The 12,609-nt window shown below is 39.3% G+C and carries 14 protein-coding genes; 5 read left to right on the top strand and 9 right to left on the bottom strand.

Annotated elements, in window-relative coordinates; genetic code table 11:
* The first annotated feature begins 140 nt into the window (after window positions 1–140).
* Window positions 141–599 (top strand): Hsp20 family protein, encoded by a 459-nt coding sequence (locus J8L86_RS04440; protein WP_055023279.1) that lies wholly within the window; start codon window positions 141–143, stop codon window positions 597–599.
* Window positions 600–738: 139 nt separating this feature from the next.
* Here J8L86_RS04440 and soxR read toward each other — a convergent pair whose 3' ends face one another.
* Window positions 739–1,194: a redox-sensitive transcriptional activator SoxR gene (gene soxR / locus J8L86_RS04435; protein ID WP_055023278.1), complete on the bottom strand. Its 456-nt coding sequence runs from the start codon at window positions 1,192–1,194 to the stop codon at window positions 739–741.
* Between the two features lie 210 nt (window positions 1,195–1,404).
* On the opposite strand from soxR, the gene J8L86_RS04430 reads away from it, so the two are divergent.
* The 3 genes from J8L86_RS04430 (at window position 1,405) to J8L86_RS04420 (ending at window position 2,492) form a co-directional block, all read left to right on the top strand.
* The gene (locus J8L86_RS04430) at window positions 1,405–1,596 is read left to right on the top strand and encodes a hypothetical protein (protein WP_065107904.1); all 192 of its coding nucleotides are present in this window, start codon (window positions 1,405–1,407) and stop codon (window positions 1,594–1,596) included.
* Window positions 1,597–1,662: 66 nt separating this feature from the next.
* Window positions 1,663–2,076: a VOC family protein gene (locus J8L86_RS04425; RefSeq protein WP_211028926.1), complete on the top strand. Its 414-nt coding sequence runs from the start codon at window positions 1,663–1,665 to the stop codon at window positions 2,074–2,076.
* Window positions 2,077–2,096: 20 nt separating this feature from the next.
* A complete protein-coding gene (locus tag J8L86_RS04420; RefSeq protein WP_211028924.1) occupies window positions 2,097–2,492 on the top strand; it encodes a VOC family protein in 396 nt (131 codons plus the stop codon).
* A 90-nt stretch (window positions 2,493–2,582) separates the two neighbouring features.
* Here J8L86_RS04420 and J8L86_RS04415 read toward each other — a convergent pair whose 3' ends face one another.
* From J8L86_RS04415 to J8L86_RS04385, 7 genes are all read right to left on the bottom strand, one after another.
* A complete protein-coding gene (locus J8L86_RS04415) occupies window positions 2,583–4,022 on the bottom strand; it encodes a DEAD/DEAH box helicase (RefSeq protein ID WP_211028922.1) in 1,440 nt (479 codons plus the stop codon).
* A gap of 187 nt (window positions 4,023–4,209) precedes the next feature.
* Window positions 4,210–4,704: an acetolactate synthase small subunit gene (gene ilvN / locus J8L86_RS04410; RefSeq protein ID WP_055023273.1), complete on the bottom strand. Its 495-nt coding sequence runs from the start codon at window positions 4,702–4,704 to the stop codon at window positions 4,210–4,212.
* Window positions 4,704–6,422, bottom strand: coding sequence for an acetolactate synthase 3 large subunit (locus J8L86_RS04405; protein WP_192022823.1), 1,719 nt, complete (start codon window positions 6,420–6,422; stop codon window positions 4,704–4,706). Before J8L86_RS04405 ends, ilvN begins: the two co-directional genes overlap by 1 nt.
* A gap of 409 nt (window positions 6,423–6,831) precedes the next feature.
* On the bottom strand, window positions 6,832–8,469 hold the full coding sequence (locus J8L86_RS04400) for a GGDEF domain-containing protein (protein ID WP_211028920.1): 1,638 nt from the start codon (window positions 8,467–8,469) through the stop codon (window positions 6,832–6,834).
* A gap of 3 nt (window positions 8,470–8,472) precedes the next feature.
* On the bottom strand, window positions 8,473–9,072 hold the full coding sequence (locus tag J8L86_RS04395) for a cytochrome P460 family protein (RefSeq protein ID WP_082972150.1): 600 nt from the start codon (window positions 9,070–9,072) through the stop codon (window positions 8,473–8,475).
* Window positions 9,073–9,078: 6 nt separating this feature from the next.
* Window positions 9,079–9,729 carry a hypothetical protein gene (locus tag J8L86_RS04390; protein ID WP_211028919.1) on the bottom strand — a complete coding sequence of 217 codons (651 nt, stop codon included), beginning with the start codon at window positions 9,727–9,729 and terminating at the stop codon, window positions 9,079–9,081.
* Window positions 9,720–10,697, bottom strand: a complete 978-nt coding sequence (locus J8L86_RS04385) for a cytochrome c peroxidase (protein ID WP_211028918.1) — start codon at window positions 10,695–10,697, stop codon at window positions 9,720–9,722. Before J8L86_RS04385 ends, J8L86_RS04390 begins: the two co-directional genes overlap by 10 nt.
* A gap of 25 nt (window positions 10,698–10,722) precedes the next feature.
* On the opposite strand from J8L86_RS04385, the gene J8L86_RS04380 reads away from it, so the two are divergent.
* Entirely contained in the window at window positions 10,723–10,860 is a 138-nt protein-coding gene (locus J8L86_RS04380) for a hypothetical protein (RefSeq protein WP_156669076.1), read from the top strand.
* Between the two features lie 436 nt (window positions 10,861–11,296).
* On the opposite strand, the gene J8L86_RS04375 is transcribed toward J8L86_RS04380, so the two are convergent.
* Entirely contained in the window at window positions 11,297–12,445 is a 1,149-nt protein-coding gene (locus J8L86_RS04375) for a multidrug effflux MFS transporter (protein ID WP_080915902.1), read from the bottom strand.
* Window positions 12,446–12,609 lie beyond the last annotated feature (164 nt).

Raw genomic sequence — 12,609 nt, 5'->3', positions numbered from 1 at the left:
AAACAAAAATAACGTTCTCATATCTAGTTATAAGTTAGGCACGCTCAATAGAGGTACTAACTGCCATTACGCCGCAAGGGTAATGACAAACGCCAATAATGGCTTATTTTTCACATATTGCTTTAGACAAGGATATGAACATGCGTAAATTTAATGTAACTCCAGACTTAACTCCTCTTTACCGCAGTGCGATTGGTTTTGATCGTTTAGCTAAAATGGCTGAGCACGCTGCAGTGCAAAATGGTAACACTGGTTACCCTCCTTACAACATCGAATTGCTCGGTGAAAACCGTTACCGTATCACGATGGCTGTTGCTGGCTTTAGTATGCAAGAGCTTGATATTACAAGTGAAGGTGACAAGTTATTGGTTAAGGGCAACAAGGTTGCTAACGTCAATGACGAACGAAAATATTTACACCAAGGTATTGCAGAGCGTGGTTTTGAGCGCACTTTCCAGCTTGCAGATCATGTAAATGTTGTTGGTGCAGATTTAGAAAATGGTTTGTTGAATATTGATTTAGTAAGAGAAATACCTGAAGCGTTAAAAGCGCGTAAGATTAAAATCAACACAGCAAACAATACTATTGATAGTGAGTAAACTTCAACAACCTAGCGCATAAGTTTTCCCCTATTGCACTTATGCGCAAGTTTCATCTTCCCTGATTATTTTGCCCAACAAGAATCTATTTCCTTGTTGGGCTTTTTACGTTATAAGTCGAGTTTAAATTAACTGGCTGTTAATCATCATTAAAGGCTTTATCAAGAATGACAGAGCCAACACCGTCAATACCCAAATTGTCTTCAGGGTTGTAAATAGGGCAAGACTTCATAGATAGACAACCACAACCGATACAAGCATTTAGAGAGTCCCTTAAATCGGTCAAATAATGAATCCGTTGAGTTAACTGCTTGTGCCATGACTCAGACAATTTAGCCCAATCATCTTTATTCGGTGTCCGTTCATTGGGTAAATAACTAAATGCATGTTTAATTTCTTGTAAACTCACTCCCATTTTTTGTGCAGCTTTAATCACCGATATTCTTCTGATCACGTCTCGATGGTAACGGCGCTGGTTCCCTTGATTACGCAGGCTTTTAATCAAACCTTTTTTTTCGTAAAAGTGCAGGCTAGATACCCTAACACCACAACGCTTAGCTACTTGACCGACACTTAAATCCATTTCATTGAGCATCTGTTATCCCTTATATCTTTTACAAACTCTTCGCTACTCATTTCATTATTTTGTTTAAGATTCTGAAATTTAAGGTATTAAAAGTGGATTTCAAAAATATATTTCGAAAACTCAAAATATCGCTTTACCTCAACTTAGGTTGAGGTTTTATAGTAGCTTCATCTTATGTAGCAAGCAAGTTAGCCCTTATATCAAGACAAGGAGGCAAGCATGATTCAGGTGATAATCAATCAACAAATGATGGATCAAGTTGTAAAAAATAAAGCCAATAAAAGAGCTAATAACAATCAGGTGCTGGATAGAGGTGATAGCTCTGCAGCATTAAAAGCCAATCAACAAGACATTGCTGCTGTGATAGCCAGAAGTCGCGTTTTGTTTCACAACACGATGGCACTGAAATAAGCCAAGTAGAACGAAGTGAAATAAAAAACGTACACAAACTAATTAATAATATTAAAGGAATAAACTATGCGATTAGAACATTTAAATTTAGTGGTGAATGACTTAACTGAGACGCTGGCTTTTTATCAAGCTGCTTTTCCTCATTGGACTGTTCGTGGTGGCGGTGAGGGCGAGTGGCATGGAGTGCAGCGTAAATGGATTCATTTTGGCGATGATAATAACTATTTGTCACTTAACGATAACGGTAAAGGAACAATGAGGCCAATAGAAGGATACGATCTCGGCCTTGCTCATTTTGCTTATGAGGTGTCAGATCTCGACGGTTTACGAAACAGAATGGAAAAAGCAGGGTTTGAAATCGCTATCGTTGGTGGAAAAGGTGCTAACTACTACAGTGTTTATTATAACGATCCCAACGGTTATGAAGTTGAGTTTGTTCAATATACAACAGATATTCCGAGTGAAAGAAACCAATACTAAGCCAAATAAATGGAGGCATTATGCGATTAAACCAAGTCACTTTACCAGTGAATGATTTGTCGCTTGCTTGCGATTTTTATCTAACGCTGGGCTTTATTCAAATTGTTAGTAGCAGTCATTATGCTCGTTTTATGTGTCCAGACGGCGACGCAACATTTTCGCTTTTTAAGCAAGATAAGCCACAGTTAGTGGATGATGCGGTAAATTCCAGTGTCATTTACTTTGAGCATGAAGCGTTAGATGAATGGGTTAATGATTTATTGACGAAAGGGGTTGAGTTTTATCAGCTACCTGTTGATGCCAGCTATTTGTGGCGCGAAGCGATTTTATTTGACCCGTCTGGTAATAAAATTAAATTGTACTGGGCTGGAGAAAATCGGCTTAATCCGCCATGGCGAGTGAATATAAAAAAGTAGTCTGGGTACTGCTTTAATCGCAACAACTAAAAAGCCTGCGAAATATAACGCAGGCTTTATCGTATTGACACCACTATACAAACGAAGCGCTTATTGCTTCCAAGGGTTAACTGCGCCAGTGCCATTTGGGACTGAAGATGTAGGTGCTGAGTCAGATCTTGTCTGTTTACGAGCATTACTTTTTGAATTCTCGTAGGGTTTTTTATTGTCTTCTTGGTTAAATTTCTTTGCTTTATTTTTATTGTAATGATTGTTCTTGGGCTTATCTGATTTACCCCGTGACAAGCGTGGTTTGTCATCCTCTGTTTTTGCCCCAGCGTTTGTTGACTTAGGTTTGGAAGAGTTTGGCATTTTAGGGTTTTTAGGGACAAAATCTAAAATTGAAATAGGCACTTCTTTACGAGGTGCAAAGCCGTCTACTTCTTTACGCTCGATGATATGGCCTAAACGACGTTCAATAGCGCATAAATTTTTAAAGTCATCCTTTGAGACTAAAGAAACAGCCAAGCCTTTTGCGCCAGCACGTCCCGTACGACCAATGCGATGAACATAGTCGTCAGCAGGAAATGGCAGGTCGTAGTTAATCACTAACGGTAGTTCATCAATATCAATGCCTCGAGATGCGACCCCAGTTGCGATTAAATAGCTGATTTTGCCAGCTTTAAAGTCCGCTAAAATTTGTTCTCGGATTGGCTGGCTACGACCGCTATGGAATGATTCAGCAATAATGCCACGCTTTTCGAGTTGAGTGACAAGCTTTGCTGCACCATGTTTAGTTTCGATAAAAATTAAGGCTTGTTGCCAATCATTTTCTTTAATTAAATGGCTTAACAATGCTGATTTTTTATCTTTATCAACCGTGGTTAACCATTGCTCGATTTTTGGCTGTGCATCTGTGTCAGCTTCGACTGATATTTGCACTGGTTTTTTCATCGCTGATTTAGCTAAAGCGCGTACTTGATTAGAAAGCGTTGCCGAAAACAACATATTTTGGCGGTCATCAGGTAAAAGTTCGATAATGCGGTTAATGTCTTCAATAAAGCCCATATCAAGCATTCTGTCGGCTTCATCTAGGACTAAAACTTCTAACTCATCAAAATTAACAGCACGTTGGGTATACATATCAAGTAAACGACCAGGAGTGGCGACTAAGATATCGATACCTTCAATTAAACGCTGCTTTTGTTGTTTACTGTCTACGCCACCATACATCACCATCGAATTGATGGATAAATTTTGACTGTACAGTTTTATATTTTGCTCAACTTGCACAACAAGTTCACGCGTTGGAGCTAGTACCAAAGCTTTAACTCGTTTCCCTCGTACTTTTTGACCCGCTTTAAAGCGCTCTAAAATGGGTAAAATAAAACTGGCGGTTTTACCTGTACCTGTTTGCGCTGCAGCAATGATATTCTTACCCGATAGAGCAACAGGAATGGCTTTAGCTTGAATAGGGCTTGGCTCGGTATAGCCTAACTTATTCAACGCACTAGTGATTGGATCGCTTAATCCCAGTTTTGCAAATGGCATGTATTTTCTCGGGTAATGTTCAACAGTTAACTGTCGCAACAGTGACTTTATGACTGCTGCAGTAAAGAATAGACAGTAAGTATACCAGAGTGCGAAAAACTTAGGCTAGTGAAGTGAGGTCAGTGTAAAAAATTAGGTGTAATAAAAAAGGAGCACTAGGCTCCTTTGGTTTTTCGGCTAATGCCAATTAAGCTTTCATGGCCTTATCACCGCGTGCTAGACCCACAACGCCTGAGCGTGAAACTTCAATGACTTTAGTGACTTCGGCAAGTGCACTGATAAAAGCATCAATTTTCTCACTGGTACCCGCCATTTGAATGGTATATAAGCTTGAAGTTACGTCAACAATCTGTCCGCGGAAGATATCAGCTGTGCGTTTTACTTCTTCACGCAGCTCACCTTGTGCTTTGACTTTGACTAATGCTAACTCACGTTCAATATGCGCATTTTCAGTAATGTTGGATACTTTTAATATATCAATGAGCTTATGCAGTTGTTTTTCAATTTGCTCATGAACATTGGCCTCAGCATTGACTGTGATATTCAATCTAGAAAGTGTGGTGTCCTCTGTCGGCGCCACGGTTAAACTTTCAATGTTGTAGCCACGTTGAGAGAATAAGCCAACCACACGAGACAATGCACCTGGTTGGTTTTCAAGTAATACAGAAATAATACGACGCATTAGCTTCTCTCCGTTTTGCTTAACCACATATCTTTCATTGATTCACCACGAATTAGCATTGGGTAAACGTGCTCTGTTTCGTCGACACTGATATCAACAAACACAAGTTTGTCTTTCATTGCGAGTGCTTCAGCTAATTTTGATTCAAGCTCATTTGGATCGCTAATAGTCATACCTACATGACCATAGGCTTCTGCAATCTTGGCAAAGTTAGGCACAGAGTCCATGTATGAATGTGAATGACGGCCTGAATAAATCATATCTTGCCATTGCTTCACCATACCTAAAAAGCGGTTATTTAGGTTGATGATTTTTACGGGCGTATCGTATTGAAGTGCTGTTGAAAGCTCTTGAATGTTCATTTGGATTGAGCCATCACCAGTGACACAAACTACGGTTTCATCTGGCATCGCCATTTTAACGCCCATCGCTGCAGGTAAACCAAAGCCCATGGTGCCTAGACCACCTGAGTTAATCCAACGACGTGGTTTATCAAATGGATAGTAGAGTGCTGCAAACATTTGATGCTGGCCGACATCTGATGTGACGTAAGCATCGCCATCAGTTAATTTATGTAATGTTTCAATGACCTGCTGAGGCTTAATTCTATCGGATGACTTGTCATAAGCTAAACTATCTCGTTGACGCCACTGATTGATTTCTTCCCACCATTGGTTAATGGCTTCTGCGTCATTAGATTTTTGTGTTTCATCAAGTAGGTTGAGCATACTGTCGAGAATGTTTTCAGCAGAACCAACAATGGGGATATCGACACGCACTGTTTTAGAAATCGATGATGGATCGATATCAATATGTAAGATTTTTGCGTTAGGGCAATACTTTTCAACGTTATTGGTTGTCCGATCATCAAAACGAACCCCAATGCCAAATATTAAGTCACTATTATGCATCGCCATGTTTGCTTCATAGCGACCATGCATCCCTAACATGCCTAAACATTGTGAGTGAGTCCCAGGAAATGCGCCTAATCCCATTAAGGTATTAATAACAGGAATATTGAGGCGTTCAGCAAGTTGTAGAATTTGCTTGTCGCACTCAGAGATAATTGCGCCGCCGCCAACATATAATACAGGTTTTTTAGCCGCGAGAAGGGCGTGTAAGCCTCGGCGGATCTGGCCTTTATGCCCTGCGGTTGTTGGGCTGTAAGAGCGCATGTTTATGCTTTCTGGATAAACATAGTCATGTAAAATTTCAGGATTTAAGCAGTCTTTTGGTAAATCGACCACCACAGGACCTGGTCGACCTGTTGAGGCTATATAAAAGGCTTTTTTAATGATCTCAGGGATTTCCTGAGGATCTTTCACTAAAAAGCTGTGTTTAACGATTGGGCGTGAGATACCAATCATGTCACATTCTTGGAATGCATCATTACCAATCAAGTTACTATGAACTTGACCAGATAATACCACCATTGGAATGGAGTCCATGTAGGCAGTAGCGATTCCGGTAATGGCATTAGTTGCCCCCGGACCAGATGTTACAAGAACAACACCAACATCACCCGTGGCACGGGCATAACCATCAGCCATGTGTACAGCGGCTTGTTCGTGTCTTACAAGGATGTGTTCGACACCTGCAATTTCATGCAGAGCATCGTAGATATCGAGAACTGAGCCACCTGGGTAGCCAAAGATGTGTTTTACGCCTTCATCGATTAACGAGCGCACAATCATACTTGCGCCGGATAATTTTTCCATTGCTAAATCCTCTTAAGTTACCGTTGTGGGTAAACAGTATCTTGTTACAACGACGGTAATCGTTCTAAAAGTGAAGTTTGAACGGTAATTCAAACTCGTTTATCTCAGTGGTCAATAACCACATTAGATAATGGACTTATTTAAGGTTGAAACTTTTCTAAGATTCAATGAAATAAGATAATTTCATCATATTTATTTTTGGCGTTGATACAAGAGGATTTTAAAAATAGTTTGCTAAACTTGAATGAAATTCATGATTATTTAATAAAATTGATTTTTTAGTCATATTAACGCGATATAACCTTAATAAATTACATTTTATTGAATAGTGCCAGAAGAGGTAACCTCGACAAGAACCGTTGACGTAAGCAAATTCGTTGGTTGAAGCTTAACATCATAAGGTCAGGCTTTATTTAAATTGTGCGTGTTGGTTTTTGCCATTATCTTTAGCTTGGTACATGGCCGTATCAGCTTGTTTAATGATTGCTTCCATTCTAAATTTAACTTTTTTGTGTAATGGCAGTTGTGGATGTTTAGAATATGAAAAACCAATACTGGCACTGACGTTTAATACTTGCTCTTTATAGTGGTAAGGTTGACTGATTGTTTTGCATAAGTTTTCAGAGATTTTCTCAATACTATTAATATGATTAATGTCATTAAGTAACACTGCGAATTCATCACCACCAAGGCGACAAACAATGTCTGAATTACGCACCACATTTTTCATTCTTTTTGCTACTTCAATCAAAATAAAGTCACCCGCATCATGGCCAACATTGTCGTTTACGGCTTTAAAACCATCAAGGTCGATATACAGTAAACCAAAAAAGTGACTGTTTATTTCAAGGTTATCTTCTTTTTTTGTGCGGCGTTTTGAACGGGTTTCTTGATCTAAAAACATTTTAAATAGTCGATCATCAAAAAATGCCCGATTGGCCAGTTTTGTTAAAGTATCATGGTGCGCTTTATGGAACAGTTTACGCTCGCTTTCTTTATGAATTAAGATATCACTCAATAAGCGTTTATTTTTAAAAGATAAGAATATCACCAAAAGTGCAATCGCTAACGCGACTTGTATTGAGAAACGAATAGTATTTTCCGCTTCACTAATTTGCTTTGACAAGGCGAGATTACTTTCATGTATTCGACGTTGTTGCTTGGTGACGAGAACCTCTAATTCTTTTGTGAGCTCTTTGAGTGTTGGTGTGATGTTCTGCTTCATTAATTGACGATCAGCTCGCCAATTATTGCCTGCATGAATATTAATTGCTTGAACAAGCGCAGTCTGATACGACGCGGTATTTGCTTCGAATTCATCCAATAGGTCGAGTTGATCGTCATCCATTTCATAGCGACGTTTTTCTAATGCTTCAAATGACTGATTAACGCCTGTTTTAAATAGCGCAATTTCATCTATGGTTGGCAATTGCCTAAAGGCAAGGTAGTTTCTGACTTCACTGACGAGCATTATCCAGTTATACCTAAGGTCTTCAATCAAAGGTAAGATGCTTTGCTGTTCATTAATTGCAGTTGCCAGTAATAAGTCATTAACGATCTGATTCATATTGATGGCAATAGGCTCAAGTTTTGACGATGCGATCCCAATTGCAGGCATATTTTTATTGTTGTTTTGAGCTAACTCCAGCATTGATAAATTATGAGTTATGATTTTGTCTACTAATTGCCTAATTCGTAATAGTTGTTCAGAATCATCCAGTTCGGGGTTTAAGTTTGTTAAGTTGACCAGTTCAGTTAATGTGGAATTGATGTCATTTACCTTTTCCCTATATAGGTTCATGTTGTAATCATCTTTCTCAATGAGGTAATTCCCTAAAACACTCAAGCTATGGTAAAAATGCGAGGTTAATTGCATTGCGCTGAGCATTTTAGGTTGATATTGCGATGTGACCTTGGTGAGTTTTTCTTGGGTTGAAGAAAAACTCACAAGTGAAACTAACGTGATAGAAAGTAGCACTAAGACAAGAACAATTGTGGCTGCTATGGCTTTTTGTTTGAGACTAAATCGAGTTAACATATTCATCATGTATTAGTTTGTGCCACTGTAAAAATTTGAAAATATAAAGTCTCTATCTGCAACGTTTTGGTGACAACCAGCACATTGTTGCTTCACCGTTTTATCTTTACGGCTCCCCTTGATCATTTGTTGCCCATTGACTGAAAATTGCATGTACTCCCAGTTTCCCCCTTCAGCGTCGTATCCTTGGGGGTGCTTAACCATTACTGTGATGGATTTGGGATCCGCAGGTTTGCCATTAAGCATTTGATAATTTTCTTTAATAAAAATGGTGCCAACTGGATAAGTGAAATATTCAGGCTGGTTATCTTCATCTTCTGGGTCGTCAAACCAGGCACTGAATTCTAGAAAGTTATTGCGATAAGCACGTTCTCCATGATTAGTGTAAATCACTACGAACTGTTCCCAATGCAAACCTGAGTGTTCAAAACCTGTCAGTCTCCGCCATTGCTGTTGATAATTTTCTGAATCAGGAATGAGTTGGTGATCGAAGTTAAATATATCGACTTGATAAGCTTGAGTGTTGGCTATTTCAGTTTGTGAAGCGACCCAAGTCGAAGTGGTAAGCGTCAATAATATTAGGGAAACCTTTATAAATTGATATGATTTCATGGTGGCCTACTTTTGATTAATGGTAAGAAGACCACGGACTTTACCTTTTTTGGTAATCTCAGCTGTCCAAATAGAACCTGATGTTAACTCGACGGTAAGTAAGTCATATTTGGGAATGCTAAAGACGACTTTGTTTGAGTCTGCTGGCACATTTTTGATGCTAAAGGTATATTCTTGTGTCCCTTTTTGAAATTCAAGTATTTGATGAAAGGGCGTATCTATTGCTGCTAGGTAAGTTCTCATTTTAGGGTGAATTTTACAGCCAACTCTCACAATACTGTTTTTATCCCAATCGACTTTTATTTTCTTTTCTCCTCCAGGCGACATTAATCCAACATCAAACTTTGCGGATTGACTTGTGTCATTGGCAAATACGTTGTGTTCAACATCATCTGAATTTTTAAAGGTCACTAGGTTACCCGCATTAACTACAGCCATCTTGCTAGTGAATTGTTTATCAACTTGATCGATAACCGGCGCATATTGGTCTGATTGGCTTGATGGCACATACACAATTCCAACCATTGGCGGCTTTTTTATAAATGATATTGTGCCAGTAATTTCAGCCGCGAAAGCGGCTGGCAAGGCAAACATATTGGCGAGTAGAAAAGTTAACAAGCATTTCGTCTTTGCCGTTTTTGAAGGGTTCATTTCCATATGTTTTCTCCCTTATGCTTCTCATTGGGTGATATCTGAGCCTGTGTCATGCTTGGCGGACGCGCTATAAGAACTGGATCAGTTAAGGCTGATAAAAAAGCAATTAAGTCACGAATTTCTGATTGAGACAGATTTAATGGTTCCATTAGCTTGTCTTTATTTGGACCAGAGCCGCCGCCATCATTATAAAAAGTCATTACGGTCTCTAAATCAGGCAACGATCCATCATGCATATAAGGCGCGGTTAAGGTGATATTGCGAAGAGTCGGTGTTTTAAATCGGTATTCAAGAGAGTTATCTTTAATGACATTGGCTCTGCCTTTGTCCTCAAATGCAATACCTAAACTATGAAAACTGTCGTCGGTAAAATTTGCACCGTCATGACACTCAATACATTTCGCTTTTCCTTCAAATAAAGCTAATCCGTTTTTTGCTTGAGGACTTAGTGCGTTTTCTGCTCCCTCGAGGTATTCATCAAATGGAGAGTTGTTGGTAATGATGTTGCGCATAAACGCCGCTAAAGCTTGACTAATTAAATGAGGAGTGATGTCAGTTTGCTGGTAAACCTGTTTAAATTTTGATTGATAGAATTGGCTCTTAGCGATTCTTTTTAATAAAACTTTCTCTGACAAATTCATTTCTGAAGGGTTATAAATTGGCATAAGCACTTGATGTTCAAGTGATGATGCTCGTCCATCCCAAAATAGGCTGCTTGACCAAGCTAAATTGTATAAGGGAGGGGTGTGTCGCGTTAATGGTTTGCCGTCATGACCTGCACTTAATTTTAACCCGTCACCAAATCCGTTATCAGGGTTATGGCAAGTTGCACATGAAATGGTGTGGTTTCCCGATAACTGTGGGTCAAAGAAAAGGTACTTGCCAAGCGCGATCTCTTCGGCACTTGGAGGCATATCGACTGGGTATTCAATATCATCGATATCAGGTGTTGATAAAGGCTCAGCTATCACGCTAGCACTCGTCAGCATGGATAGTGTGATTAAACAAATTGTTGAAGCTGACAAACGTCTTTCAAGCTTATCAGTTAATAGCCGTTTTAGTACCGAATGTATGATGGTTATTACTCCGTTAATGTCATCATGGGCTGACGTGCTTACTTTGTGTCATCCTTAAATGTTATTAGCAGCTCTGCACTAGCGTTCGCACTTCAATGTCACTATGAAATGACTGTCATTTTGACAATAGCGTGATCCATTCTATGGTGTGCAATTCACTGCCGTTTCTTGTTCATTCATTAACATATCAATAGTCAGTCTAGTAGAGTTCTGTGAATTAGCTAAAGATATGATAGTTTTTTTTACTTCAAGACAAATCTCGATATTTGAGTGCGTTAGGCTCGATTTGAATGACGAATACATGGCAGGTGACAGGCAAATGACGGGGTAAAACATGATGGCTTTGTAAGGCCAATTAGGTAAATGACTTCCTCTACAGTTCCAATGAAAGTAGAGGAAGTTAATTGAAGCGTATGATTGTTTAGCGAGTCTCAGTATGAGCTAAGGTTTTATTCTAAGTCGTTAGCTTATTAACTGTCGTTTTCGCAAGTCGTTTATGGGTTATAAGGTTGCGTGCGTTGATATAGCAAACAGGCCATGACCATCACCACTGAAATCAACATCAATGCAGAGAATGGAACAGCGGTGCCAGTATAAAAGAACGCAAGTAAAGGACCAGCTAAAGATCCAAACCCAAAACGTAATGTTCCAATAACCGCAGTGGCAGTACCCGTTTCTTTTTTAAACTTCATCAATACAATGGCATCAGCATTGACAGACATGATACCTAAACAGCCCATTAAAGGGATCAGCATTGCAACAGTGTAGTGATAACTTAAATCGACAATATTGACGATTAATAATCCTGTGGCAGCTAATGAGCCAAAAACTGTTGCCACAAATAACATACGGCTTGAACCATATCGAGTTACGATTCTAGAATTGATTATATTTGCCAGCATGAGTGCACCGACATTGGTACTAAATAAAACGGCAAATAAGGTTTTATCGAGTCCGAATACTTCCATATAAATAAATGGTGAAGCAGTTAAATAACAAAAAAACGCAAATGAGGTTAATACACCACACGTGATGTTTACTTTGACGCCTTGGCGAGTTAATACGGTTTTATAGGCAGCAAAGAAAGATTGCTTACTTCGTGTATCAGCCGCTTTATCACTGGGCATTTTTAGCTTGAACAAGACAATCAGTAGTAAGGCAATTGCATAGCAACTTTGACTGAGAAAAATTAACGGCCATTCACCCAGCTCCAGTATCAAGCTACCTAAAGAGGGAGCTAATAATGGTGCGAGCATCATGATTAAGCTGACGTATGACATCCCTTTAGCGGTGTTATCACCATATACCTCTTTGATATAACCCGGAACCACCACTGTGGCAGCTGCGCCAATAAATGCTTGCACAAAACGCAATGCTAAAAACACTTCGATTGAGCTACATATTGAAATAAAGAAACTGATTACGGTAAATCCGCTGAGACCAAAAATGACTAGCGGTCTGCGGCCAAAACGATCTGCAAGCGGGCCGAATGTAAGCATACCTAATGCATAGCCAGCAAGATAGATACTCAATGACTGCTGCACAGTGGTTACGTGCGTTGAGTATGTTTGAGCGATATTCGACATGGCAGGTAGATACATGTCGATAGCGAGTGGCGTAATGGCCACAATGGCAGCAAGCATTGGAATTAGCATTGCTAAATTCGGCGCATTTGGCGGAGTAGTATTGTGATGCGTGTTTAAAGACTGGCTCACTCTAACCTCAGTTTATTGAAAGAATAGGGAAATATGAAGTAGATGAAGAATTAAGTGTTTAAATTTTATCATGAGAACTTGCTAATAGAGCG

The sequence above is a fragment of the Shewanella sp. MMG014 genome, from assembly GCF_018100775.1.
GTDB lineage: Bacteria > Pseudomonadota > Gammaproteobacteria > Enterobacterales > Shewanellaceae > Shewanella > Shewanella japonica.
This window is presented reverse-complemented; position numbering and strand designations above follow the sequence as displayed.